This is a genomic window from Streptomyces sp. NPDC005485, from assembly GCF_040606085.1.
GTDB lineage: Bacteria > Actinomycetota > Actinomycetes > Streptomycetales > Streptomycetaceae > Streptomyces.
The window spans coordinates 1-25684 of record NZ_JBEXDZ010000041.1 but is presented as its reverse complement, the minus strand read 5'-3'; the positions used below and the strand labels follow the sequence as shown (position 1 = coordinate 25684).

Here is a 25684-nt window from a genome sequence, read left to right as displayed (position 1 = left end):
CTGCCGTGGTACTGCGGCTCAGTGAGCCACGGCGCGTGCCATGGATCCGTGGTGCGGTTGCATCGGAACACCCCGGGCCGGTTCCGGTGCGGACCTGACGCCGGCGGTGGCCGGACGGCCTGCCGGTGCCGGGCTGCGGCGCGGCTGTGCGGCCACACCGTTCTGAACGTCCATGACCGCGTGGGCCACGAGGCCGCCCATGGGGTCATGCCTGATCAGATCCCGTAGCCGGGAGCGGGACGAGCGTCCCTCGTTCCCCGGATACAGGTGCTTGCCGAGTCCGACCGCGTGGGCCAGGGCGGCGAGCGCCGCGGTCCGCGGGTCCGGTGGAACACCGGTGCGGATCGCGTTGTCCAGCCGGGCCTTGATCTCCCGGCTGATCTCCGTGTCCGTCGCTTGGTAGCGAGTCGTCGGCAGCACCCCGCACATCTGGCCGGCCACGGCATGCACCATGCCGCACCTCTCCAGATGCGAGAGGTAGGTCTGACGGAGTCCCAGCCGGGGCCCGCCAATCCAGTTCACTGCGCGTACGGGTGCTCCGCGTCGGCGAAGCAGTTCCAACGCACAGTCCAGTGTTGGATCTCCAGTCGGCCGTGGGGCTACCACGGCGATACGATCCCCGTCTGGGGCTATCCGTCCGGCCAGCGCCAGCTCCACTAGCTGTGCTCCGGCCAGACCGAGGTCGAGCGACTGCGGCTGTGCGGTGGTACCCGTGGTCGGGTCCAGCGCCAGCAACAGAAGCTCCTCCGGAATTGTTCTGCGGCTCCTGCCCATCCATGCCTCCCCGCGTGGATGAATGACAGGGTGACCCCTCTCACATCGGTCTGTCGAGAGTGCGTGACCGGAATGTAGTGGAACCGGTAGGTATGTCGTTCTCGTCTACCGGAGGGGTTACGCCCGCGCACAGGACACTGGTGCATGGTTCGGACAGTGCGTCCGGGCCGGGTTATACGGGGTTTTACGGGTTCATGGTTCGGTTGGGCGCCGGTGGCCGGCGCATGGAGGAGGCATCGGTGGCGGGCGAGTCCCCCGACAGGTCGAAGCAGCACGAGTCGTCGACGTCGTCGGCAGAACCGACGTCGGGGACCCCGGCCGCGGTTCCGGGCCCGACCCGGCCCACCGCGTCGGCCTCGACCTCGGCTCCGGCCGACCCCCGCTTGGCGGTGGCCCGCGAGACCGCTCCGGCGTCGCGGCTGGAGCGGTCGGAACCGGTGCAGGCCGACCGGGCGACGGCGGTGTTCTCGACCCGGGCCGTCGCTGCCCGAGCGTCGGGCGCGGAGGGTTCCGACTCCGCTTCGGGCGCGGAGGGCTCCACCGGGGCCGACGCGGCCGGTGAGAGCGCGGAGGCCAAGGGTTCCGGTGACGCCCGGCTGCGGGCCGCTGTGGCCGCGTGGGTGGCGGTGGCGGACACGGAGGAGCGTGAGGGCGGCTCCGAGGACGAGGGCGCCGACGCGGAGTCCGTGGCTGCGGCTGCGGCTGCGGGCGGCGAGCAGGCCTCGGCTGCCGGTGACGCCGACGAGGCCGCTGATGCGCCGCAGGCGTCCGACGCGGCCGATTCCGGCGATGCGGACTCGGGCGAGGGCCCGAAGGGCGAGGCTCCCCAGGACGCCGAGAACCCTGAGGACGGGGCTTCGGGGCCCGCCGCGGACGTCGAGCCCGAAGCCGAGGCCGAGACGGCCGATGAGCCGAAGGCCGACGTGACCGATGTGACCGAGGCCGAGGCTGACCCGAACGACGTCGAGGACGCCACGGACGCCCAGGCCGTCGGCGACGGCAAGGCCCCGGAGAACGCTGCTTCCAAGCCTGCCGACGCCGGGTCCGACGCGAGCGACGTCGAGGACGCCAAGGCTCCGGAGAGCGCCGCCGCGGGCGCCAAGGCTCCGGAGGATGCTGCTTCCAAGCCCGTCGTCGACCGGGCGACGGGTGTTTTCCGGGCTGTGAAGGTCCCGGTCGCGGAGGAGCCTGCCGACGCGGGGTCCGACGCGAGCGACGTCGAGGACGCGAAGGTCGCCGCGGATGATGCCGCGGCTTCGGAGGGCGCCGCTTCCAAGGCTGACGTCGAGCCTGACGCCCCGACGGGCGCCAAGGCTCCGGAGGATGCTGCTTCCAAGCCCGTCGTCGACCGGGCGACGGGTGTTTTCCGGGCTGTGAAGCCCCCGGTCGTGGACGAGCCCGTCGACGCCGAGCCCGGCGCCCCGGCGGACGCGGAGCCCGAGGACGCGGCTCCCGAGGACGAGGCTCCCGAGCCCTCCTCCGAGGACACCACCGACGAGCCGAAGGCCGACGCCAAGGCTCCCGTCGACCAGCCCACCGCCGTCTTCAAGGCCCCGCGGCGCCCGGCCGTGGACCAGCCCACCACCATGCTCAAGCTGGGCGACGTCAAGCCCCCGGCCGACAAGGCCACGGACAAGGCCAAGCCCACCCCGACCCCCGAACCCGAAGCCGAAGCCGAGCGCACCAGCAAATTCGTTGCGCTGAAGCCCCTCGACGAGCCCGCGCCGCCGAAGCCGAAGGGTGCGCCCGCGGCCACGTCGGGCTCGTCGACGGCCACCACCGCCTTCCCACAGGTCGGCCCGGAGCGGACCACGCAGCAGCCGCTGCCGCCGAAGCCGCCGCTGGATCTGCTGGCCGAGCTGACGAACACGCCCCCGCGGCCGGAGACCCCGGTGCGGACGATCGTGCGGCGGGTCAAGATCTGGACCCCGCTGGCCATTCTGCTCGCCGTGATCTTTGCAGTCGTACAGGCCGTACGTCCGCTGCCGGCGCCGAGCCTCACGCTCACCGCCGACGACACGTACACCTTCAAGGGCGGCGAGCTCGACCTGCCCTGGCCGGGGCAGGGCCAGTCGGCCATCGAGGTCGAGGGCGTGGGCAGCCTCGGCACCGACGGCAAGCAGACGCCCCAGGCCATCGCGAGCGTCGCCAAGATCATGACGGCGTACGTGATCCTCCACGAGCACCCGCTCAAGGGGAACGAGGGCGGCCCGCAGATCACCGTCGACCAGCAGGCCGAGGACGAGTCGAAGAACGAGGACGAGTCGACGGCGGCCATCACCAAGGGCCAGAAGTTCACCGAGCGGCAGGTGCTGCAGATGCTGATGATCCCGTCCGGGAACAACGCGGCACGACTGCTGGCCCGTTGGGACTCCGACAGTGACACCTTCGTCGGGAAGATGAACGCCGCGGCCAAGAAGCTCGGCATGACCCACACGACGTACACGGATCCGAGCGGTCTGGAGAAGACGACCGTGAGCACGGCGACCGACCAGCTCAAGCTGGCGAAGGCCGTCATGCAGGACAAGGTGTTCCGCAGCATCGTCGGGATGGCCAGCGCTCAGATCCCGGGCCTCGACAAGCCCATCTACACCACCAATGACCTGCTGACGAAGCAGGTCGGCGTGATCGGCCTCAAGACCGGTTCGTCGACCCCGGCGGGCGGCAACCTCGTGTGGGCGGCCACCAAGACCGTCGACGGCCAGACGCAGACGGTCTACGGCGCCGTGCTGAACCAGAACGCCGGCACGGGCAGGGTCTGGGACAGCCTCCAACTGTCCCTCACCAACAGCCAGAAGCTGATCGACAAGGTCCAGAAGAGCCTGACCTCCGCCATGGTGGTGAAGAAGGGCGACGTCGTCGGGTACGTGGACGACGGGCTCGGCGGCAGCACCCCGGTGGTCGCCACCAAGAACATGAAGGCGGTCGGCTGGCCCGGCCTGAAGACCAGCATCTCGATCGGCGCAGATGGCGAAACGGTCCCGCACTCCGCCAAGGCCGGCACGGTCGTCGGCAAGCTGACGGTCGGCGACGGATCGAACCACGCGGTCACCATTCCCGTCGCCCTCAAGTCGGCCCTCGCCGAGCCGGGCTTCGCAGCGAAGCTCAAGCGCGTGAGCTGACCGCGTATGCGGCGTGTGCCGCGCATACCGGTGCGTCGGCGGGGGCAGCCCCGCCGACGCACCGGGCGCGTACCGCAAGCACCACAAGCACCGCACCTGCGCAGGAATCGCCTCGAATGCGCTGCGAGCGTGGCGTAAACGCTGCTCACTCCGTCAGGGGCCACCCACCCGGGCGCTCCCCGGCGGGGTGCGTGCTAGCGTCGCGAGATCGGGGCAGGTCGCGGGCCACGGGTCCCGGCCGGACGAGACCGGACGAGATACGGGACACGGGGAGTGCCTTGCAGTGGCCACAGCGGAGCCGAGACATGCCGACGACGCCGATCCTGGCCCAGGATCCGGCCCTCGAATACCGCTGCGCGCCCGCACCCCGGAGTCGCCCGCCGCACCGGTAGGCCCCACCGAGCCCGAGCCGGCCACCAAGGCCGCCAAGGCTGCCGGGACCGCCGATGACGCCGATGACGTCAAGGCTGCCAAGACCGTCGACGACGCCGAGTCCGCCCTGCGCAACCGTGTCGTGAGCTTCGCCCGCCGGTACCCCGTCCTCCTCGCGACTGCCCTGTCCGGCGTACTGCACCTCGTCTGGTTCTTCACGTTCGCCAACAGTGGCGGGGACCTCGCGGCGCAGGACGCGTGGGCTGAGTTCGTGGGGCGGCATCCGGACTCGGCGTACAACCTGGCCTGGTACGGCGGCATGCACCCCGTGTCGTACAGCGTGGTGTCGCCGTATCTGATGTCGGTCCTCGGTGTCCGTACGACGATGATGATCGCCGGGACCATCTCGGCGGGCCTGCTGACGATGATCCTGATCCGCAGCCGGGTCGTGCGGAACCCGCTGTGGCCCACGCTGGCCGGGGTCTTCGCGCTGCTGTGCAACGCGATCTCGGGCCGGGTGACGTACGGCCTGGGTCTGGTCTTCGGGCTCGGCGCGACCGCCATCGTCTTCTGCTGGCCGCACCGCTGGCGCTACAAACGCTGGGCGAAGGCCCTGTGCGCGGCGCCGCTCGCCGCCCTCGCGACCGCCGCGTCGCCCGTCGCCGGGCTGTTCGTCGGCCTTGTCGCCGTGGCCCTCTTCCTCCAGAAGCGCCGACCGGGCGCGTACGCCCTCGGGATCGCGCCCACCGTCGTGGTGGCCGTCTGCGCCTGGATGTTCCCCTTCTCCGGCACACAGCCGATGGCCATCGGCTCGGCCTCGCTGCCGTTCCTGTACGCCGTCCTCGTCTTCGCGCTCGTGCCCAAGGAGTGGAAGACGGTACGGATCACGGCGGCGGTCTACGGCGTCGCCGTGTTCGGCGTCTGGCTGATCAGCTCGCAGATCGGTTCCAACATCTCGCGGCTCGCGATGCTCTTCGCGGGGGCGGTGCTGCTGGCGGCGCTGCCGTTCGCGGTGCCGCGCTCGCGCAAGTGGTACACGATCGTCCTCGCCTTCGCCGGGTTCGTCGGCTGGGTCGGCTTCAAGGCCGTCGACGACATCGTGCACACGACGCCGGAGGCGTCCTGGGCGCGCGAGCTGGCGCCGCTGGTCAACCAGCTCCAGGTGGTCGGCGCCGAGAAGGGGCGGGTCGAGGTCGTCCCCGCGCGCTCGCACCGCGAGGCCTCCGCGCTCGCCCCGTACGTGAACCTCGCCCGCGGCTGGCTCCGCCAGGCCGACATGGAGCGCAACCCCCTCTTCTACGACGACACCCTCAACTCCGCGAACTACCACGAGTGGCTCCAGCGCTGGGCCGTCCACTTCGTGGTGCTGCCCAAGGGGGAACCCGACGGGGACGGCGGTCAGCGTGAGCGGCAGCTCGTGCAGCGCGGCATGCCGTATCTGAAGCAGATCTGGGGCGACGCGAACTGGCAGCTGTTCGAGGTGACCGACCCCACGCCGATGGCGTCGCCGCACGCCACCGTCGACAGTGCCGAGCAGGGGGAGCTGACCATCGAGGTCGGTGAGCCCGGGCGCGTCCTCATCCGCGTCCCGTACTCGCCGTGGCTCAGCCTCGTCGACGCCGAGGGCAAGAGCCTCAAGCCGCCGCAGGAGACCGAGGGCTCCAAGCATCGGGAGGAGGGCACGCCGAAGACGTTCGACAACGTCAACGGGTGCCTGATGGAGGCGGAGGAGAACGCGTCGGGGGACAAGTGGACGGTGCTGTTGGCCCCTGGCAAGGGCACGTATCGCCTGGCGGCGCCGTACCAGTTGCCTCGGGGGACCCCCTGTCCGGAGGAGCTGCACTGAGGGGAGGGGCGTCGGGTGACTGAGGTCGGGTGATCGGTGGCGGGTGGGCCGGGAGGTTTTTTCGCCCCTCCGCCCCTACCCGTCCCGTTGTCCTGGGGGCTGCGCCCCCTCGCCCCCCAATCGCGCTGACGCGCTCGTCCTCAAACGCCGGACGGGCTGGGAATCCCGCCGGACGGGCTGGGAATCCCGCCGGACGGGCTGGGAATCCCGCCGGACGGGCTGGGAATCCCGCCGGACGGGCCGGGAATCCCGCCGGTCGGGCTGGAAATTCCGCCGGTCGGGCCGGGAATCCCGCCGGTCGGGCCGGGAATCCCGCCGGTCGGGCTGAAGCCCTTCACCGGGAACGCCACGTCGCACACCGCGTCCTCCGGTCCCGCCGCGTCCCAGTCGGTGAAGTAGACCTCTCGGCAGGGGCCCGCGTAGTCGAGGTCGTGTTCGGACATCCAGGCCTCGACGGCTTCGAAGGCGGCGAGGATCTGGGGGTGGGCGACCTGGGCCTTGGTGATGCGGGTGCAGGCGAGACGGTGGGCGGGTTCGATGCGGACGGCGGTGGTGCGGGGGCGGCCGTGGGATGCCGCCCAGGCCCGGGCGAGGGCCTCGTCGGCGACCGGTACGCACGACTCGACGGGGCCGTCGCTCTCGGTCGACACCTCGGAGTGGTAGACGACGAAGGGCGCACCCGTGATGCCGCCGCACTCAAGTGCGGCCTCCTCCAGGCGCCCCAGCGAGGCGGGGATCCACACGGGCAGCTCGTCCGACAGCGTGTGCCGCGACTCGGTGAGCACCACCTGCTCCGGCACGTCCACCGTCTCGACCACGAACTTCTCGTACATATCGGAACTCCCTGACAGTCGGCCACGGAGGTACTCGGCCAGCGTCCGCTGCGAGGCGAACCGCGCCTCGGCCTGCGCCCAGTAGGCGGTGAGCCGGTCGGACGCCCGCGCTCCGTCCAGCCGCACCAGCTCGGCGATGTGCGCGAGAGGCATGTCGAGCTGGCGCAGGAGTGCGACGAGGCGGGCGCGTTCGGCCTGCTCGGCGCGGTAGTAGCGGTAACCGCTGACCGCGTCGACGTGCGCCGGGGGCAGCAGACCGAGGCGGTCGTACAGCCGCAGCGCCTTCGGCGAGAGCCGCGCGCGGGCGGCGAACGCGCCGATCGTCAGCAGCTGCCGTCCCTCTTGCCGCTCCACGCGCTGCTCGTCCACGAGGCCATCCTCCGTCACCGGGCGCCTTCCGCCCGGCGAGGAGGACGGTGTCCCTTGCCCCAGGGGCAAGGTCAAACGGCGAGCTGCTTCTCGACTGCCGCCACGATCTCCGCCGACTCCGGCTCGGTCTGCGGCGAGAAGCGGGCGACGACCTCGCCGTCCGTGCCGATGAGGAACTTCTCGAAGTTCCAGCGGATGTCGCCGGTGTGGCCCTCGGCGTCGGCGACGTCGACCAGGCGCTCGTAGAGGGCGTGCCGGCCCTCGCCGTTCACCTCGACCTTCTCGGTCAGGGGAAACGTCACGCCGTATGTGGCCGAGCAGAACTCCGCGATCTCCTCGGAGGTGCCGGGCTCCTGGCCGAGGAACTGGTTGCAGGGCACGCCGAGCACGGTGAAGCCCTGGGCGGCGTACCGCTCCTGGAGGCGCTCCAGGCCCGCGTACTGCGGTGTCAGGCCGCACTTGGAGGCCACGTTCACGAGGAGCACGGCCTTGCCGCGGTACTGGCCGAGGTCGGCGGAACCGCCCTGGAGGGAATCGATCTCTACAGCGAGCACAGAGTTGTCGTTAGTCATACCCGGAGCCTAACCAGCGTGGACGGAGCGCTCGAAGAAGGTCTCCAGTACGACGGTGGCGTGCGTTCCGCTGACCCCCTCGATCGCGTACAGCCGCCGCAGCACGTCCTGGAGCCGCTCGGTCGTCGCGGTGCGCACCTTGACCAGGACGGAGGCGTTGCCGGCGATGACATGGGCCTCCTCGATCTCGGGCAGCGCGGCGAACGCCTCGGCGGACTCGCCCATCCAGGCCGACGAGTCGACCATGACGTAGGCGAGGACCCCGAGGCCGAGCGCCGCCGGGTCGATGTCGACGGTCGTGGCCCGGATGACCCCGTGCTCGCGCAGCTTGCGTACGCGCTCGTGCGCGGCCCCGGCGGACAGGCCGACCTCCTTGCCCAGCACGGCGTACGACCGGGTGGCGTCCTGTTGCAGCAGGGCCAGCAGCCGACGGTCGATGTCATCCACTTGCTTCATTCAATAACCATATCTGGTTCGGTGGATCGCGTGCTACGTTGAATGAAATTCTGTACCGAGCCGAGGGGGAACCGTGTCAGGTCAGATCGTCAACGGGGTGTACGAGGTCCTGGACGACCGCTTCCGTACCGGCCGCTGTGCCATCGGCGACAGCAGGCTGGAGGTGCTGCACGACGGGAGCCGCTGGGCGGAGGGCCCGCTGTACGTTCCCGCCTGGCGCCAGCTGATCTGGAGCGACATCCCCAACGACCGCATCCTGCGCTGGGACGAGCAGACCGGCGAGGTCGGCGTCTTCCGCGCCCCGGCGGGCCACAGCAACGGCAACACCCTGGACCGGCAGGGCCGCCTGATCACCTGCGAGCAGGGCAACCGCCGGGTCACCCGCACCGAGCACGACGGCACGGTCACCGTCCTCGCCGACCGCTACGACGGCAAGCGGCTCAACAGCCCGAACGACTCGGTCGTACGCTCCGACGGCTCGGTCTGGTTCTCCGACCCGGACTTCGGGATCAGGAGCGACTACGAGGGCCACCGGGCCGAGAGCGAGATCGGCGCCTGCAACGTCTACCGGATCGACCCGGTGACGGGCGAGGTGCGGCTGGTCGCGGACGGCTTCATGGGGCCCAACGGCGTGATCCTCTCCGCCGACGAACAGCAGTTGTACGTCTCCGACTCCAGCGCCGGCCGCATCCACGTCCACGACGTGCACGACGACGGCACCCTCTCGGACGGCAAGGTGTTCGCCGAGGGCAAGGACGGCGTCCGCTTCGACAACATCCGCTTCGACGACGACGGCCGGCTGTGGGCGGCCGCCCTCGACGACGGCGTGCACTGCTACGACCCCGACGGCACCCTCATCGGCCGGATCGTCGTCCCCGAGACCGTCTCCAACATCACCTTCGGCGGCCCGAAGAACAACCGCATGTTCATCACCGCCTCGACGTCCCTGTACTCGCTGGTGGTGTCGGTGACCGGCGCGCCCCGCATCTAGGGGGTGTTTGAAAGTCCCGCACAGCACCCGCGGCGCCCGGCACGCACCCTCGGCACGCACCGAACACCGCGGGCACCGCAAGGATTTCAAAACACCCCCTAGGAGGCCTGGGCTGCCTTGACCACGACCTCGCCCGCCGGTGTCCGGTAGTACAGCACCGAGCGCCCCGCCCGACGCCGCTGCACGAGCCGGGAGTCGAGCAGCACCTTCAGATGCCGTCCGACCGAGCCGAGCCCCTGGCCGGTCAGGGCGACCAACTGGGTGGTGCTCAGCGGGGAGTCGAGGAGGACGAGGACGCCCGCGCGGGCCGGGCCGAGCAGCGCGCCCAGGGAGGCGGGCGCGCAGGCCGGGCCCGTCTCCGCGAGCGCCCCCGAGCACGGGTAGACCACCGCGTACCGGTGGGGCTCCTCCCAGGCCACCCAGCCGATCCCCTGCGGGGTGACCGGCACGAAGAACAGCTGCGCGCCGGAGATCTCCCGCGGCGGGTACTCATGGGTGTTGACCTGGAACCTGCTCTCGCCGAGCCAGCGTGTCCCCGGCCGCAGGCCGTCGAGGACGGCGGCCCAGCCGCCCTGGCTCAACCGGGCGGTACGGGCGATGACATCGGCTTCGAGGACGCGTCGGCGCCGGTCCCAGTAGGGGCGTATCGCGGACGTCCAGACGTACGTGATGAGGTCCGCGGCGCGCTCGGGCAGGTCGTCGCGGCCTCGGAGCAGGTCGGGGAGCGGGCCGCGCAGGGACACGAGGAGCTGGGCCCGCGCGTCCGCCCCCGGCACCTCGCGTATCCGTGCGACCTCCGTCTCGAAACCGGTGTCCTCACCCGTGGCCGGCGGCGTGAGGAAGTCGGCGGTCCAGCTCCGGCCGAGCCCGGCGCGGATCGTCGCCGCGGTGACGGGGTCGCGCTCCAAGTGCCGCCGGTAGGCGGGCAGATGGGCGTCCAGCCAGGCCCGCTCGCCGGGGTGGGAGGCCGTCCCGGAGTGCAGCAGCCGCAGTCCGGCGAAGGTCTCGGCCAGCGGGGACACCACGAAACGGCTCCCGGCGAGGGTGTCGGCGTTGATCTGCCACCAGCCCATGCCCGGCCCCCCTGCCTGCCCGCTCGTTGGTTTCGTGTCTGCGCGAAACTCTAACGACCCGTTCCGGGGCCGCCGGAGACTCCCCGCATGCGCAGCTACTCCGACCTCTTCCGCACCCGCGAGTTCACCCCGTTCTTCCTGGCCTCCGCACTCCAGGGCGCCGCCCAGACGGTGGGCGGCCTGGCGCTGGGCACGCTCGTCTACGAGGACACCGGCTCACCACTGCTCTCGGCGCTGAGCATGTTCGGCCCGTCCCTCGCCCAGGTCCTCGGCGCGACCACCCTCCTCTCGGCGGCGGACCGGCTCCCGCCGCGCGCGACCATGACCGGCATCTCGCTCGCGTTCGCCGCCTGTACGGCGGTGATGGCGCTGCCCGGCCTGCCCATCGGCGTGGTCTTCGGACTCCTGCCGGCGCTGGGCCTGGTCACCTCGCTGGGCGGCGGGGTCCGCTGGGGCCTGCTGAACGAGATCCTGCCGAAGGGCAGCTACCTGCTCGGCCGCTCGGTCTTCAACATGCTCAACGGCATCATGCAGATCACCGGCTTCGCGACAGGCGGTGTCCTCGTCGCCGTCCTCTCCCCGCGCGCCACGCTCCTCACGGCCGCCGCGCTCTATTTCGTGGGCGCCCTGGCCACCCGCCTCGGCCTCGCCCGCCGCCCGTCCCGCGCGGCCGGCCGCCCGTCCGTCGCGCAGACCTGGCGCACGAACGCCGTCCTGTGGTCCTGCGTCCCCCGCCGCCACGTCTACCTGCTGCTGTGGATCCCCAACGGCCTGGTCGTCGGCTGCGAGTCCCTCTTCGTCTCCTACGCCCCCGACCGCGCGGGCCTGCTCTTCGCCTTCGCCGCGTTCGGGATGTTCGTCGGCGACGTGACGGTGGGACGGCTCCTCGCCCCACGCGTGCGCCGCCGCATGGGCATCCCGCTGCTGCTGCTCCTGGCGACGCCGTACCTGCTCTTCGTCCTCCGTCCCGCGGTGGGCGTCGCGGCGGTCTGCGTCGCTCTCGCCTCGGTCGGCTTCGGCGCCAGTCTCGTCCAGCAGGAACGCCTGATGGACCTGACTCCGGACGAACTCAGCGGTCACGCCCTCGGGTTGCACTCCTCGGGCATGCTCACCATGCAGGGCGTCAGCGCGACACTGGCCGGCGCCGCGGCCCAACTGACGTCGCCCGGCACGGCGATGACGGTCATGGCCGCCGGGTCGCTCACGGCGACAGCGGCCCTGGCGGCGGCGGGCAGGCGGGAGAAACGCCGTCCGGGCGACGGGGGTGACGGCGAGGGCGGGCCGGTCGGTGTCCTCGGAGCCGCGGACGTGGCTACCTAACCGCGCGGGGGACCACGGTGCGCAGGATCTCCTCGATGCGGTCGGTGATGTCCGCGCGGTCGTTGAGGACCCAGGAGATGTGCTGGGCGCCGAAGAAGGCGGAGACCAGGACGCGTGCGGTGACGCCCGGGTCGGAGTCGGCGGGCACCTCGCCCTCGTCCCGGGCCTGCTGGAACCAGCTGGTCAGCGACTCGGTGTAGCCCAGGTACGGCATCGGCATGTCGGCGCCGATGAGGGAACGCTCGATCTGCAGGCGGGCGCCCGCCCGGACCACGGTGTCGTCGCGGAAGGCGAGGGCCGTGCGGACGAGGAGTTCGCGCACGGCGTCGAGCGGGGACAGGGCCGAGTCCTGCACGTCCTGCTTGATCACTTCGAGGAGGTGGTAGAACTCCTCGGCCACGGCCTGGGCGAGCGCCTCCTTGTTGGCGAAGTGGAAGTAGACGGCTCCCTTGGTGACACCGGCGAGTTCGGCGACGTCCAGGACGGTGACGGCGGGGAACCCCTTCGTCGCGAACGCCTCGGCCGCCGCGTCGAGCACCTGCCCGCGGGTGCGCACGGCGCGCTCCTGCTTGAGGCCGGTGTCCTTGTGCCGGGGGGCGGTGGCCCGGGCCCCTCGGGAGGTGCTGTCCGTGGCCATGGTGGGGTCCGTCCTCGATGCGCCGACACGATCGGTTCCGTGAAATATACCTTCGGGAACGTATGGTAATCCGCTGCCCGGCCGCTTCCGCCGGCCGGGATGCCGGGGCCGCCGCCCGCGTGATCAGGGGGCCGGTGCTGTCCCGCGGGGTGCGCGCGGCAGCAGCAGCGCCGTGGCGGCGGCCGTCACGAGCAGCATTACGGCGCCGGTCACGAAGCTGGTGTCCATGCCGTGCCGGAAGCGGGAGGTGTCGGCGATCAGCGCACCGAACGCCGCCACCGCGAGGCAACTGCCCACCTGGCGCGCGGTGTTGAGGAGCGCGGCCGCGGTGCCCGCCCGCTCGGCGTCGACGTTCTCCAGGATCGCGGCGGTCAGCGACGGTACGGCGAGGCCGCCGCCCAGGCCGATCGGGACGAGGAGGAGGACCGGGACGACGAGCGAGGTGTGCGGGGCGACCGTGAGCATCAGCAGCGCGCCGCCCGCCATGATCAGCTGGCCGGTCACCATCGGGACCCGGGCTCCCTTGCGGGCGGCCAGCCTGACGCCCGCCATGTTGACGACGGAGATCAGCGCGCACATCGGGATGAACATGGCGCCCGCGCCGACCGGCGACGCGCCCCGCACCTGCTGGAAGTACATGCCGAGCAGGAAGATGGCACCGTAGAACACGGCGTTGAGGGTGAAGCCGGCCGCCAGGCAGACCAGCACCGTACGGGACCTGAAGAGAGCGAGCGGGACCATCGGCTGCTTGCTGCGCGACTGCGTGGTGACGAAGGCGACCGCTGCCGCGGCGGCCACCACCAGCGTGACCGGCACCCTCGTGCCGCCCCAGCCCGCGTGGCCGCCCTCGATCACGGCGTACGTCAGACCGGCCAGGCTCACCACCACGGAGAACTGTCCGAGCAGGTCGACCGGGGCCCGGCGGCGCGGGGAAGGGGCGATGCGGGTCAGCAGGGCGAGGCCGACCGCGCCCACCGGGAGGTTCAGGTAGAACACGGCGCGCCAGCTCAGACCGCTGGTGAGCATGCCGCCGACCACCGGGCCGACGGCGACGGCGACGGAACCGGCCGCCGTCCAGATCGCGATGGCCCGCGCCCGCCTTCCCGCGTCGGTGTAGGACTGGCGGATCAGCGCGAGCGACGCCGGCACCATCAGCGCGGCGGCACCGCCCTGCACCATCCGGGCGCCGATCAGCGTGCCCAGGTCGGGTGCGACACCGCAGCCCAGCGAGGCCACGGTGAAGGCCCCGAGGCCCCAGGCGTACGCCCGGCTCGCCCCGACCCGGTCGGAGAACGTGCCGGCGGACAGCATGAACGCGGCGAACATCAGCGTGTAGCCGTCGACGATCCACTGCAGGTCCGCCATCGAACCGTGCAGACTGCCGGCGATGGCGGGAAGGGCCACGTTGACGACCGAGCCGTCGAGGGAGATCACGAAGAAGGCGAGCAGCGCGGCGGCGAGGACGGTGTGCGGGGAGCCGGGGGAGCGGCTCGTCCCCGCAGCCTGCACGGTCGGTGCGGCCCGGGTGGGCATGGCCATGTGAACTCTCCTCGGACGTGGGCGCGTTGAACGGTCGAAAAAAATTCCTTCGCGAAGGTATCACTTGAGCGGGGGTGACGACAGGGGGCTTAGCACCACTGCGCTCCGCGCCCGGGCCACGGCACAATGGGGGCGTCGCCGACGTGCGGTCAGCGCAGCGTCAGTTGGGCGTCAGCGCCGACCGCGACTGTTGTTGCCATGACGTCGATCGTGGCAGTCTCCAGCTGTCTTCCCGACACCATCCCGATCGCTCGGTTCCAGAAGGAACTGCAGCTGACGGATGTCCAGCTAAGGCGGTACGAGCGCTTCTACGGGCTGTCCGAGGTCTGCCGTGACCCCGAGGCGACCGAGACGGAGCTGCTGCTGCGCGCCGCGGCCAAGCTCGTCGAGCTGCGCGGGCAGGAACAGCGCGTCAAGTACGTCCTGCAGGCGCGGACCATGCCGTCCCCGCTGCCGTATCCGCTGACCTCGCTAGGTCCGGTGCAGGCCGAACTCGGCCTGGAGCACGCCGCCGCGTTCGTGGTGTCCCACCACGCCTGCGCCTCGGGGCTGCTCGCCCTGGACATGGCCGGGACGCTGCTCGCCGCCGACCCCGATCCGGACGCGCTCGCCCTCGTCCTCGCCGGTGAGAAGGCGTGCACGGCCCTGACGCAGTCCATCCCGGACGTCACCGTCATGGGCGAGGGCACCGTCGCCTTCCTGGTGAGCGCCGACCGCACCGGCCGCGACCGGATGCTCGGCTACGCGGCCCGCACGTACCCGCAGTTCGGCGACGAGTTCATCATGGGCGAGAGCGCGGCCAAGGAGTTCCAGGACCTGTACGGGCCCGGGCTGTGCGAGGTGATCGGCGCGGCCCTGGAGGAAGCGGGCTGCGGCCTCGACGACCTGGCCCTCGTCCTGCCGCACAACGTCAACCGGCTGTCGTGGATCGGCGTCTGCAAGGCGCTCGGGCTGCCCCTGGACCGGGTCTTCCTCGACCTGGTGGCCGAGACCGGGCACTGCTACTGCGCCGATCCCTTCATCAACCTCCAGCAGGCCGCCGAACTGGGGCGGCTGCGCCCCGGCGACCGCTACCTGATGACCAGCGTGGGGCTCGGGGCGACCTTCGCGGCCATGGTCTTCGAACACTGAGCCCGCTTCCGCACCGCCCCGGGCCAGTCCCGGGGCGGGCGCACACGAGAAAAGACGAGGTCGACATGCATCTTCCGTCCTCCGGATTCAGCGGGCGCCTCAAGCGTGCCGTCACCGGGGCCGCAGACACCCCCCTGGTGTTCCTGGGCAACTTCGAGGTGGAGAACCAGTGGGCCGTGGGCGAGCCCGCGCTGCCGAGGGTCGCCTCGCACGCGGGCAGCGCCGTCGTGAACCGCATGGACGAGTTCGCGCTGCTGCTCGGCGGCAAGGACGACCACGTCGTCCTCAAGACGGCCCTGGACGAGGGCTACCGCGTCTACCTGGAGGGCCTCGGCCTCGCGCTGCCCACCGTGCACGTCGTGGCCGGACAGGACCCGCAGCGCACCGTCAGCGAGGACGCCCTCGCCGACCCGGAGCTGCTGCGCACCCTCGCGGCGCTCGGCGCGGACGGTGCCCGGCTGACCGCGCACGGCATCTCCACCGTGGAGGAGGAGCTGTCCGAGCGCACCGGACTGCGCCTGGGCGCCCCCTCCGCCGCCATCTGCAAGCGGGTCAACAGCAAGGTCTACAGCCGTCGGCTCTCCGACGAGCTGGGCATCCGGCAGGCGCGCGGCTGGGCCTGCGAGACCCTCCCGGAACTGGCGGCGGCGGTCGAGGCGGCCGGTGAACTGCTCGCAGCGGGCCGCAAGGTCGTCGTCAAGGACGCGTTCGGGGTGTCCGGCAAGGGCATCGTCGTCCTCGACAGCGAGAAGCGGCTCGCCCGGCTGCACCGGATGGCGGTCACCCAGGCCGAGCGCGCGGCGGCGGCCGACGGCACGGCGCCGCGCACCGCCCTCGTGATCGAGGAGTGGGTCGCCAAGCGCGCCGACCTGAACTACCAGTTCACGGTGGGCCAGGACGGCTCCGTGCACTTCGACTTCGTCAAGGAACTCCTCACCGAGGGCGGCGTCCACAAGGGCCACCGCATGCCGGCCCGGCTGACCGCCGACCAGGTCACCGAGATCGCCGGGACCGCGGACCTGCTGGGCGAACGGCTCGCAGCCGACGGCTACTTCGGCGTGGTCGGCGTCGACGCGATGGTCGACCCCGACGACGGTCTCTACCCGGTCGTCGAGATCAACGCCCGCAACAACATGTCCACCTACCAGAACGTGGTGCACGAGGGCCTGGCAGGACCCGACGAGGTCGCCGTCGCCCGACACTTCTCCTTGCGCCTGACCCGGCCGCTGCCCTTCGCCGAGCTGCGTGAGGTCCTGGACGGGCTGCTCCTGGAGGAGCGCGGCACGCGCGGCCTCTTCGTGAACAACTACGCCACCGTCAACGCCGCCGCGGCAGGCGCCGGTGAGAGCGGCTTCGAGGGCCGGCTGTACGGCGTCCTCGTGGCCGCCTGCGACGACGACGTCGAGGCCCTCGACACCGACATCACCCGCCGCCTCGCGGCCCACACGGAACGGAGCTGAACGTGAGCGTCGCATTCGAGGTGCAGGGCCTCGGCATCACCGGGCTCGCCGAGGAGTTCGGCACCCCCCTCTACCTGTACGACGGCGAGGAGATCAGCACCCGCTTCCAGGGGCTGCGCACTCACCTGCACCCCGCCCTGGAGGTCTTCTACTCCCTCAAGGCCAACCCGAACATCTCCGTCTGCTCGCTGCTGCACCGCTGCGGCGCCCGGGCCGAGGTGTCCTCGCTGACCGAGCTGGTCACCGCACGCCGCGCGGGCGTGGCGCCGTACGACATCATCTTCCTCGGCCCCGGCAAGAGCCGCGCCGAACTGGCAGCCTGTCTCGACGAGGGCATCTACGCCGTCGTGTGCGAGTCGCTCGGCGAACTGGCCCTCATCGACGAGGTCGCGCGTGAACGCGGTGTCGTCGCCCCGGTCGCGCTGCGCGTCAACCCGAGCTTCACCGTCAAGGGTTCGGGCCTGACGATGGGCGGCAAGCCGCGGCAGTTCGGCATGGACGAGGAGCAGCTGCTCGCCGAGGCCCCCGACCTCGGGGCCCGCCATCCCGGCGTACGGCTCATGGGCGTCCAGGTCTACCTGGGCACGCGCATCCTCGGCGAGGACACCGTCGTCGAGAACACCCGGCGGATCCTGGAGCTGGCCGACCGCATCGCCGGGCACTTCGGCTTCCCGCTGGAGATGGTCGACGTCGGCGGCGGCCTCGGCATCGCCTACTTCGACAACGAGAAGGACCTCGACCTCGCCGAGCTGACGGCCCAGCTCAACCCGCTGATCGCCGGCTTCAGGGACACGCACCCCGACACCCGCATGATCATGGAGCTGGGCCGCTTCCTCGTCGCCGCGTCCGGCACCTATGTGACGCGCGTGCGTTACACGAAGACGTCGATGGGGGAGAACTTCGCCGTCACCGACGGCGGCACCAACCACCACATGGCGGCGGTCGGCATCGGCTCGTACGTGAAGCGGAACTTCCCGATGGCCGCCCTGGAGCGCCTCGACGAGCCCGCCACCGAGCCCTGGCACATCACAGGACCGCTGTGCACGCCCAACGACGTCATCGGCAAGAAGGTGCCCATGCCGGCGCTGCGGGCCGGCGAGCTCGTGGGCGTACAGCGCTCCGGCGCGTACGGGCCGACGGCCTCGCCGGTGCACTTCCTCAGCCACGGCTACCCGGCCGAGGTCCTCGTCCTGGACGGGCGGGCGCACCTGATCCGCGAGCGCGACGACGTCGAGGTGATGCTCGGCCGCCAGCGGCTGTACGACGCCACCGAGACCACCGGCGAACCCGCCGGTGCCGAAGACAACTGACCGCAACCCACGGATCCAAGGAGAAGAACCACATGAGCGAGAACACCGCAGTCGCCGTCGCCGGTGCGGAGCGCGCCCCCTACGTCGACGCCGTCCGCAAGGGCCTGTCGGAGGTCCTCAACAAGGACGTGTCCGGCGCCGAGGAGAGCGTGCGGCTCTTCGACGAGCTGGGCCTCGACTCCAGCAGCGCGCTCGAACTGCTGATCACCATCGAGGAGCTCCTCGGTGTGCAGTTCGACGCCGAGGAGCTGGAGATGACGCACTTCGAGACGGTGGGCTCGCTCGCCGACTTCGTCGCGGCGGAAGCGAGCGCCTAGGCATGTTCCGTACGACTGCGCCCGTGCGGCGCCCTCGCGCGACGGCGGACGCACCGGCGGCCGTGCCCCGGGTCGTCCGGGCGGCCCGGCACACCGCGGCGGGCCCGGGCGTGCCGTACGAACCGGTCGGTGTGCGGGAGGAGTTCTTCCGCGAGATGGGCGCCCCCTACTCGGTGCCCTTCGACCCCGAGCGGTACGCCGACGGGGGCCGGCGCACCTCGGTGGAGCTGGCGAACGGCGCCCTGGACGCGCTGGGGCCGCTGTCGGCCGAGGAGTGCCCCGAGGTGGTGGTCGTCGCCTACGCCACCCCGGACTTCGACCACGCCGAACTCGTCGCGTCCTGTCTGAAGGGCCGCCTGCCGGGCGAGCCCCTCTCGTTCGCGCTGTCCGACCAGGGTGTCCTGGCGCCGTTCAGCGCACTGCGGGTGGCGGTGGAGTACGCGCGGCGGTGCGGCTTCCGGCGGCTGCTGCTGATGGTCGTCGACCAGGGCACGCAGCCGTTCACCGTGCCCGGGCGGGAACACGACCCCGTCCGGGCGGACACGGCGGTGGCACTGCTTCTGGAGTGGGACGGGGGCGGCGGCGCCGTCCGCGGCATGGCGCAGGGACGGCCTTCGGACGCGGTGTTCGCCGAGTGGGACCGGGCGGCCGCGGTGGTCGCGGGGGCGGGACTGACCGCGGAAGCGGCCGGGGGACGGGTCGAACTGCCGTCGTGGGAAGGCGAATTGACCAGTGCCCCGCCGGGTCAGCCGTGCACCGGCGTCTGGACGGCGCTCCTCGGGACGGCTGTCGCGGCGCCGGCCCGGGGCCGGCATGTGGTGGTGGCCGACTACGACCGGGAACGCGACTTCCTGGCCTATTGCACGCTCGATGCGGGGGAGTTGGGGTCCGATGACGGTTCCGGCCGAGGTGCGTGAGCACTGGCGGGAGGCTCGGGTGAGCGCGCGGGCGGACGGCCTGGTGCCCGCGCTGACCCTCCTGGTCCGCGCCCTGTCCCCCGGCGCGTCGCCGCGCGGGCCGCGCGGCCACGCCGTACTGCCCAAGGAGCTCCTGGAGGAGTTCGCCGCGATGGAGGCGGAGGACGCCCGGCGCGAGCAGCAGGCGGAACAGGGCACGGGCGCAGGCGACGGCGCAACCGGCGACGGGCACGAGCGTCGCCGGCTCAGTGAGTTCAGTGAGCTCAAGGAGTCCCGGGACGACGACGGTCCCGTGCCCGGGCTCGCCGTGCTGCGGCCCGGCGAGGGCGACGCGGATGCCGTCGCCGGGTCCGTGTCACCGTCCGCGTCCCGCGACTGGAGCACCGGACTGGCCTGGCTGCGGCTCGGCGTGTCCGAGCGGCTGCGGGACGCCTCCATCGCGTATCTGGCGCTGCGCCAGGTCGAGGGGACCTCGCTGCTGATGCAGCAGATGGTCAAGGGCGCGCTCGCCGACGTACTCATCGAACACCTGGAGATCGAGGGCTTCCTCGACGACCTCGCCGACGGCATCGACCGCGTCGCCGTGCCGCTCGGCCCCCGCCCGCCGATCGACGAACGCGAACTCACCCGGCTGCAGGCGCAGATCACCCGGGCCGACCGGACGCTGCTGCGGCTGCTGGGCGCCCACGGCTTCACGGCGGAAGGCCCGGGCATGACCGCGCACGCCTCGGAACTCCTCGCAGACGTGTACTGCGGCGGCACGACGGAGGCGGACGCGTGATCACCCTGCCCGGCTCCCTCGCCACCACTCAGCAATACGTCCGGCGCTGGGCCGACGACCTGCGCGCGGGCGCCCTGGAACTCGACCGGGACCCCGACGCCATCCACCGCTACCTCGATCTGCCGGCCGTACGGTTCCTCGCCGGGCACGAGGTGCCGCCCGACTGGGACCGGGCCGGCCCGGAGGCGGGCAGCGGGCCCGCGCACGGCCTGGCCACCCTCGAACGGGTGCTGGTGAGCGAGGAGTTGGCGCGCGGCGACGCCGGGATGATGCTGGCCTCGCCGGGCGCGTCGATGTGCGGGGTGCTGCTGAGCGTCCTCGGCAGCCAGGAGCAGCGGGACTGGGTGTACGGCATTCTCGCCGAGCGGCCCCGCTGGACCTGCTTCGCCCTCACCGAGCCCGAACGCGGCTCCGCCATCGGGGAGATGACCTCCACGCTGACGCCGACCGGTGACGGCTCGTACGTCCTCGACGGGGAGAAGCGCTACGTCGGCAACGCGGCCCGCGCCGACGTGGGTGCCGTCTTCGCCCGGGTCGCCGGTACCGAGCGGCTCGGCGTGCTGGCCGTCCTGGTGGACACCTCCGACCCCGGGTTCCGTGCCGAGCCGCTGCCCACGGTCGGGCTGCGCGGCGTGCAGCTGACGCGGATCACGCTCGACTCCGTGCATGTGCCGGCGGAGCGGGTGCTCGGTGCGCATCTGCCTGCGACGCGCCGGGGCATGTGGAGCATCGTCGCCGTCTTCAACCAACTGCGCCCGAGCGTCGCCGCGATCGCCCTCGGGATCGCCCGGGCCGCCCATGAGTACGTCGCCGAGCACCGCGGGCGGCTGCGCGGAGCGGAGCGGGACCTGTACGAGGCGCTCGGCCAACGGATCGACGCGGCACGCCAGTTGACCTACCGCGCCGCCCTTGCCGTGGACGCGCGGCCGTCCGCCGGGCATCTCGCCTCGGCGGCCAAGGCCAGGGCCTGCGAGCTCGCGGAGGAGGTGACGCTCGCGGCACCGGGCTTCTTCGGGCCCGGCGCCCGGGTCGACCACCCCCTGCTGGACAAGCTCGCCCGGGACGCGCGCGGCGTGGAGTTCATGGAAGGGACACGCACCATCCAGAAACTCAACCTCTTCCAGGGGCTCCACACAGGAAAGGTGGGCCGGAACTGAACGGGACATTCCGCGAAGGCGGCATCGATCAGGTGGAGGTCTGGCACATTCCGCTTGACGGCCCCGACGGCGGCGGGGGCGGACCGGCCGGCGACGAATACCCCGCGGTTTGGTCCGCGTGGGAAGACCTCCTCGACGACGACGAGAAGACGCGCGCCAGGATGGGAGTACGGCCCGGAATGCGGCGGCGCTTTGTGATCGCGCACGCCGCCGCCCGGATCGTCATCGGCGAGCGTCTCGGCCGTGCGCCGCAGGCGGTGCGATTCACCCGCGGCCGCTGGGGAAAGCCCCGCGTCGAGGATGCGGGGCAATTCCACTTCAGCCTCTCGCACTCGGGCGACATCGCCCTCGTCGCGCTGGCCGCGAGGCCGGTCGGGGTGGATGTCGAGCTGGCCCGCGCGGAACTGGACATCATGCGACTTTCCCGGCGTTACTTCCCAGGGAACGAGCGTGAGTTGGTCGAGCGGGAGGGCCCCGACGCCTTCGGCCGGCTGTGGACCAGAAAGGAGGCCTGTGTGAAGGCGGCGGGCGGCCGTCTCACCCAGGGAATGGCACTCGCCGTCGCCGACGCCGAGTGCCAGGCTGTCGTACGTGCTCTGCACGGTCCGCTTCCCGGGCCTTGGAGAGTTGCGGATCTGTCACTCCCCGAGAACTATTCGGGGGCCGTCGCGCTGTTGGGCGACGGCCCCTTTTGCGTGTCGCGGAAAATGTGGTATTCAATTCCGCCAGTGGAACCCGACGCCAAGGGGATCGGGCGAGGTGTCAAGTAGAAGAAACTCCCCCCCACACCGGCGTACTTGTACCCGTGATCGTGTGCCACGGCGTCACTAGATTTGAGTACGTCAGAGCGCACGGCAATACACCGGTCAAAACCCGGAAGTCAGGCCCGTGTCACGCGATTCCGGGCATTTTGTTTGAGGAGGGGAGAGTAATCGTGGGAGGCAGCAACCTGATCACCAGGACTGCTCGGTGGAGCGCCGTCCATCCCTGGTGGGCGATGACGCTCTGGGTGGTGTTCGTCCTGGGTGCGCTGGTGGTCGGAGGTGCGACCGGTACACGGGCGGCCACCAACTCGGACCTGTCCATAGGCCAGTCCGGCCGGTCGGCCGAGATCGCCAAGAGCGGCGGCCTGCAGGACCGGGCGGTGGAGAACATCCTGGTCACGCCCTACGAGGGCAAGCTCGACGCCGACCGGGCGCGAGCGGCCGCCGAGGACGCCGCTGCCGCCCTGAAGAGCGAGAAGGGCGTCGCCTCGGTCGGCGCCCCGGTGCCCGCGCCGGACGGCTCGGCCCTGCTGGTCCCCGTGACCCTCAAGGGCGACCCCGAGACGGCCGCCGACCGCGTCCAGCCGCTGCTCGACAAGGTGGCCGCGACCCAGCGCGCCCACCACGACGTACGCGTCGAACTCGTCGGCGCCGGCTCCATCAAGGCCGGCCTGAACGACCTGCTGGAGAAGGACCTCGGGCGGGCCACCGTGCTGAGCCTGCCCGTGACGCTGATCGTCATGGTCTTCGTCTTCGGCGCGATCGTCGCCGCGAGCGTCCCCGTCATCCTGGGCATCTCGTCGGTGCTCGCCGGACTCGGCCTGTGGGGCGTCGCCTCCCAGCTCGTCCCCGACCCGGGCCCGGTCACCCACATCATCGTGCTGATGGGCATGGCGATCGGCGTCGACTACTCGCTCTTCTACCTCAAACGACAACGCGAGGAACGGGCCCTGGGCGCCGACAACATCGACGCCATCGAGATCGCGGCGGCCACCTCCGGCCACTCCGTGCTCACCTCGGGCCTGGTCGTCATGGTCTCCATGGGCGCGCTCTACCTCGCCGGGCACATCGCCTTCGAGTCGATGGCCACCGGGGCGGTCCTCGTCGTCGCGATCGCCATCCTCGCCTCGCTCACCGTGCTGCCGGCGATGCTCTCCAAGTTCGGCCGCTACCTCGACAAACCGCGGGTACCGCTGGTGTGGCGGCTCACCCAGAAGGGCGGCGTCAAGCCCCGCCTGTGGTCGGCGATGCTCAAGCCGTCGCTGCGCCACCCGGTCATCGCCCTCGTGCTCTCGGTCGGCGCGCTGCTCGCCCTCGCGGTGCCGGCCCTCGACCTGCGGCTCAAGGCGACCGGCATCGACGACCTGCCCAAGTCGATCCCCGCGATGCAGGCCAACGAGCGGCTGACCCGGTCCTTCCCGAGCCAGGCCGACACGCACATCATCGCCGTGAAGGTGCCCGCCGGGGAGGCGAAGCAGCTGCACTCCGCGGTGATCGAGCTGGTCGACCGGGCCGCGAAGGACAGCCTGTTCGTGCACACCCCGGCGCCCGAGATCCGTACCTCGAAGGACGGCACGGTCAGCACCATCGCCGTCGGCACGCGCTTCAACAGCAGCTCCGACAAGGCGCGGCAGTCCCTGACCGTGCTGCGCGAGGACATCGCGCCGGACACGGTCGGCACGGTGCGGGGCGCCGAGTTCGCGGTCGGCGGCAGCGATGTGGCGTACGACGTGGACTACCGCGCGAACGTGGTGGAGAAGATGCCGTGGGTGCTCGGGGTGGCGCTGCTGCTGACCTTCCTGGTCATGGCCATCGCCTTCCGGTCGATCACGCTCGCCCTGATCACCGTGGTCCTCAACGTGCTGTCCGCGGTCGCCTCGTTCGGCCTGCTCGCGCTGATCTTCCAGCGGACCTGGGCCGAGGGCATCCTCAACTTCGAGTCCACGGGCCGGGTGGTGGCCTGGCTGCCGCTGATGCTCTTCGTGATCCTGCTCGGACTGTCGATGGACTACCACGTCTTCGTGGTCAGCCGGATCAGGGAGGCGGCGCGTGGCGGGCTGTCCATCCGGGACGCCGTCGAGCAGGGCATCACGCGTACGGCGGGTGTCGTGACGAGCGCCGCGGTGGTCATGGTCTGCGTGTTCGCACTGCTCGCCTCGCTGAACTTCATCGAGATGAAGCAGATGGGCGTAGGCATGGCGTGCGCAGTGCTGCTGGACGCCACGCTCATCCGGATCGTCGTCCTGCCGGCCGTGGTCACCCTGCTGGGCTGGAAGACCTGGTGGCCCTCGCGGCTCGCGCACCAGGACGAGAGCAGGCCGGCGGTGATCCCGGCGTCGGTGGCGGAGCGCGCACCGGTGCTGTGACGGTGACGCAGAACACAGTGGCCTGACGGCAGTTCGCAGGAGCCGCCGAGTATTGGCTTCCACGCGTGGCTGTGAGGATGGGGCTCGGCCCCTCCTCACAGCCACGCTTTCGTGTGCGCGCCAGTTCCGTTCAGCATTCAACAGTGAGTTTCAGGTGTTCAACTTGTTAACCCTGTGGCCAAAGTTGTGGAAGTTGTAGACTCGCGGTGCGTTCGGCGAGGACGGGGACCGGCTGGCCTGTTTGGCTCAGCTCCGACTTTCTGCTAGGCGCACCACGGGGGAAGCAGGGCGATCAGGGGGAGTGACGCATGCACGGTGACGACGGCGCGCCGTCGGAGCGTTGGATGAAGGAGCTCACCCGTGTCGGCGCGTTGTCCGAACGGGAGATGCAGGTCTTTTCTCTGCTGGGTGCCGGGCATTCCAACCGCGGCATCGCGGCCCGGCTCCATGTCACGGAGCGCACCATAAAGGCGCATGTCGCGAGCATTCTGGCCAAACTGGAAGTGGAATCACGGCTTCAGGTGGGCCTCGTGGCCCAGGCGTACCAGCTCATGTACGAAGGTACAGTGCCGAATCGGCCGGGTGTGACCGATAATTGATCAAGTTCCAATTGACTCCCAGGTTTTCCCCTGTGTCAGGCCGGGCGGAAGAAGCGAGTCGCGGTTCCGCATGCCGGCTTGAGATCGCGAGATGGGAGCTCGCGGCTGCAATTCATAGGTAGGGACGGGGTTTTGGTGTACATCTCAATATTGGGTCCGATGCTCGTGGGTGACGGTGACAGAACCGTCGGCCTGCGGGCGAAGAAGATACGCGTCATGCTCACCATGCTGGCGTTGAATCCGGGTCAGGTTGTCGCTTTCGACGAGCTGATCGACGAACTGTGGGGCGAGGCACCGCTCAAGAACGCGCGGAACGCCCTGCAGGCGAATGTGAAGCGCATGCGCAAGTCCCTGGGCGAACTCGGGCTCGACAGCCCGGAGAAGCCGCTCATCCGCACCGTCGACAACGGCTACCTTCTGGAAGCCCCCGACGACGCGCTGGACGCCTACCGCTTCCTGCGTACGGCGGAGAAGGGGGCGAGCCTGGTCAGCCGGGAGCCGCAGGAGTCCATGGACCTGCTGCGCAAGTCCCTTTCCATGTGGCGGGGCCCTGCCCTGCTGGACGCGAGCGACGGTCCGCGGTGCCGAGCCGTGGCGCTCCGTCTCGACGAACAGCGCAAAACTGCGAGGGAAGACCTCATCGAAGCACAGCTCCAGGCCGGCGAAGCGGGGGTCGTCGTGGCTGAGCTGAAGCAGTTGCTCGCGCAGTATCCCGAACGGGAGCGGTTCAGCGAGCAGTTGATGATCGCGCTCTACCGGTGTGGACGCCAGTCCGAGGCCGTCGACATCTTCCACCGCACCCGCAAGTGGCTCGACCAGGAACTGGGGCTCAAGCCGAGCCGCCGACTGCACCACGTCTACCAGGCGATCCTGGTGCAGGACCCGTCGCTGTGCGACATGTGACGCGACCAGCGGGGGCAGCAGCTACCGTTTCCGGTTCCTCCACCCGTCGGCGCCCGACGCCGAGGGGCGTACGAC

General features: G+C 71.0%; 21 protein-coding genes and 1 pseudogene. 15 read left to right on the top strand and 7 right to left on the bottom strand.

The features are described from left to right. Positions 1-18: 18 nt before the first annotated feature. Positions 19-774: a GPP34 family phosphoprotein gene (locus tag ABZS97_RS16505; RefSeq protein WP_356138217.1), complete on the bottom strand. Its 756-nt coding sequence runs from the start codon at positions 772-774 to the stop codon at positions 19-21. A gap of 224 nt (positions 775-998) precedes the next feature. On the opposite strand from ABZS97_RS16505, the gene ABZS97_RS16500 reads away from it, so the two are divergent. Continuing rightward, the gene (locus ABZS97_RS16500) at positions 999-3896 is read left to right on the top strand and encodes a serine hydrolase (RefSeq protein WP_356138215.1); all 2898 of its coding nucleotides are present in this window, start codon (positions 999-1001) and stop codon (positions 3894-3896) included. Between the two features lie 283 nt (positions 3897-4179). Then, on the top strand, positions 4180-6114 hold the full coding sequence (locus ABZS97_RS16495) for an MFS transporter (protein ID WP_356138213.1): 1935 nt from the start codon (positions 4180-4182) through the stop codon (positions 6112-6114). Positions 6115-6449: 335 nt separating this feature from the next. On the opposite strand, the pseudogene ABZS97_RS16490 reads toward ABZS97_RS16495, so the two are convergent. The 3 genes and pseudogenes from ABZS97_RS16490 to ABZS97_RS16480 all read right to left on the bottom strand — a co-directional run. Further along, a pseudogene (locus ABZS97_RS16490) lies at positions 6450-7301 on the bottom strand (MerR family transcriptional regulator); the annotation flags it as partial. A gap of 86 nt (positions 7302-7387) precedes the next feature. Beyond that, complete coding sequence (locus ABZS97_RS16485) at positions 7388-7888, bottom strand: glutathione peroxidase (protein ID WP_356138211.1); 501 nt, start codon at positions 7886-7888, stop codon at positions 7388-7390. A gap of 9 nt (positions 7889-7897) precedes the next feature. Then, positions 7898-8335, bottom strand: a complete 438-nt coding sequence (locus ABZS97_RS16480) for an Lrp/AsnC family transcriptional regulator (protein ID WP_356138282.1) — start codon at positions 8333-8335, stop codon at positions 7898-7900. An 82-nt stretch (positions 8336-8417) separates the two neighbouring features. Here ABZS97_RS16480 and ABZS97_RS16475 point away from each other — a divergent pair, with 82 nt between their 5' ends. Next, a complete protein-coding gene (locus ABZS97_RS16475; RefSeq protein WP_356138209.1) occupies positions 8418-9335 on the top strand; it encodes an SMP-30/gluconolactonase/LRE family protein in 918 nt (305 codons plus the stop codon). Between the two features lie 98 nt (positions 9336-9433). On the opposite strand, the gene ABZS97_RS16470 is transcribed toward ABZS97_RS16475, so the two are convergent. Next, complete coding sequence (locus ABZS97_RS16470) at positions 9434-10408, bottom strand: winged helix-turn-helix domain-containing protein (protein WP_356138207.1); 975 nt, start codon at positions 10406-10408, stop codon at positions 9434-9436. An 87-nt stretch (positions 10409-10495) separates the two neighbouring features. Between ABZS97_RS16470 and ABZS97_RS16465 the strand changes: the two genes are divergently transcribed. Beyond that, positions 10496-11728 carry an MFS transporter gene (locus ABZS97_RS16465; protein ID WP_356138205.1) on the top strand — a complete coding sequence of 411 codons (1233 nt, stop codon included), beginning with the start codon at positions 10496-10498 and terminating at the stop codon, positions 11726-11728. Here the strand turns inward: ABZS97_RS16465 and ABZS97_RS16460 are convergent. Together ABZS97_RS16460 and ABZS97_RS16455 are read right to left on the bottom strand one after the other, a co-directional pair. Further along, positions 11721-12365, bottom strand: a complete 645-nt coding sequence (locus tag ABZS97_RS16460) for a ScbR family autoregulator-binding transcription factor (RefSeq protein ID WP_356138203.1) — start codon at positions 12363-12365, stop codon at positions 11721-11723. The two genes, ABZS97_RS16465 and ABZS97_RS16460, sit on opposite strands and share 8 nt — an antisense overlap. Positions 12366-12488: 123 nt before the next feature. Further along, positions 12489-13904 (bottom strand): MFS transporter, encoded by a 1416-nt coding sequence (locus ABZS97_RS16455; RefSeq protein WP_356138201.1) that lies wholly within the window; start codon positions 13902-13904, stop codon positions 12489-12491. A 198-nt stretch (positions 13905-14102) separates the two neighbouring features. On the opposite strand from ABZS97_RS16455, the gene ABZS97_RS16450 reads away from it, so the two are divergent. From ABZS97_RS16450 to ABZS97_RS16400, 11 genes are all read left to right on the top strand, one after another. Beyond that, a complete protein-coding gene (locus ABZS97_RS16450; RefSeq protein WP_356138199.1) occupies positions 14103-15035 on the top strand; it encodes a 3-oxoacyl-[acyl-carrier-protein] synthase III C-terminal domain-containing protein in 933 nt (310 codons plus the stop codon). A gap of 65 nt (positions 15036-15100) precedes the next feature. Next, positions 15101-16495, top strand: a complete 1395-nt coding sequence (locus ABZS97_RS16445) for a hypothetical protein (RefSeq protein ID WP_356138197.1) — start codon at positions 15101-15103, stop codon at positions 16493-16495. Between the two features lie 2 nt (positions 16496-16497). Further along, on the top strand, positions 16498-17805 hold the full coding sequence (locus ABZS97_RS16440; protein ID WP_356138195.1) for a type III PLP-dependent enzyme: 1308 nt from the start codon (positions 16498-16500) through the stop codon (positions 17803-17805). Positions 17806-17837: 32 nt separating this feature from the next. Beyond that, positions 17838-18122 carry an acyl carrier protein gene (locus tag ABZS97_RS16435; RefSeq protein WP_356138193.1) on the top strand — a complete coding sequence of 95 codons (285 nt, stop codon included), beginning with the start codon at positions 17838-17840 and terminating at the stop codon, positions 18120-18122. Positions 18123-18124: 2 nt separating this feature from the next. Continuing rightward, entirely contained in the window at positions 18125-19039 is a 915-nt protein-coding gene (locus ABZS97_RS16430; RefSeq protein WP_356138191.1) for a hypothetical protein, read from the top strand. Continuing rightward, positions 19014-19820, top strand: coding sequence for a hypothetical protein (locus tag ABZS97_RS16425; RefSeq protein ID WP_356138188.1), 807 nt, complete (start codon positions 19014-19016; stop codon positions 19818-19820). Before ABZS97_RS16430 ends, ABZS97_RS16425 begins: the two co-directional genes overlap by 26 nt. Next, positions 19817-20977 carry an acyl-CoA dehydrogenase family protein gene (locus ABZS97_RS16420; RefSeq protein WP_356138186.1) on the top strand — a complete coding sequence of 387 codons (1161 nt, stop codon included), beginning with the start codon at positions 19817-19819 and terminating at the stop codon, positions 20975-20977. Before ABZS97_RS16425 ends, ABZS97_RS16420 begins: the two co-directional genes overlap by 4 nt. A 194-nt stretch (positions 20978-21171) precedes the next feature. Next, positions 21172-21747 (top strand): 4'-phosphopantetheinyl transferase superfamily protein, encoded by a 576-nt coding sequence (locus ABZS97_RS16415; RefSeq protein WP_356138183.1) that lies wholly within the window; start codon positions 21172-21174, stop codon positions 21745-21747. A 164-nt stretch (positions 21748-21911) separates the two neighbouring features. Further along, positions 21912-24107, top strand: a complete 2196-nt coding sequence (locus ABZS97_RS16410; RefSeq protein WP_356138181.1) for an MMPL family transporter — start codon at positions 21912-21914, stop codon at positions 24105-24107. Positions 24108-24415: 308 nt separating this feature from the next. After that, positions 24416-24706 carry a helix-turn-helix transcriptional regulator gene (locus ABZS97_RS16405; protein WP_356138178.1) on the top strand — a complete coding sequence of 97 codons (291 nt, stop codon included), beginning with the start codon at positions 24416-24418 and terminating at the stop codon, positions 24704-24706. 159 nt (positions 24707-24865) lie between these two features. Next, positions 24866-25609, top strand: coding sequence for an AfsR/SARP family transcriptional regulator (locus ABZS97_RS16400; protein WP_356138176.1), 744 nt, complete (start codon positions 24866-24868; stop codon positions 25607-25609). Positions 25610-25684: the final 75 nt, after the last annotated feature.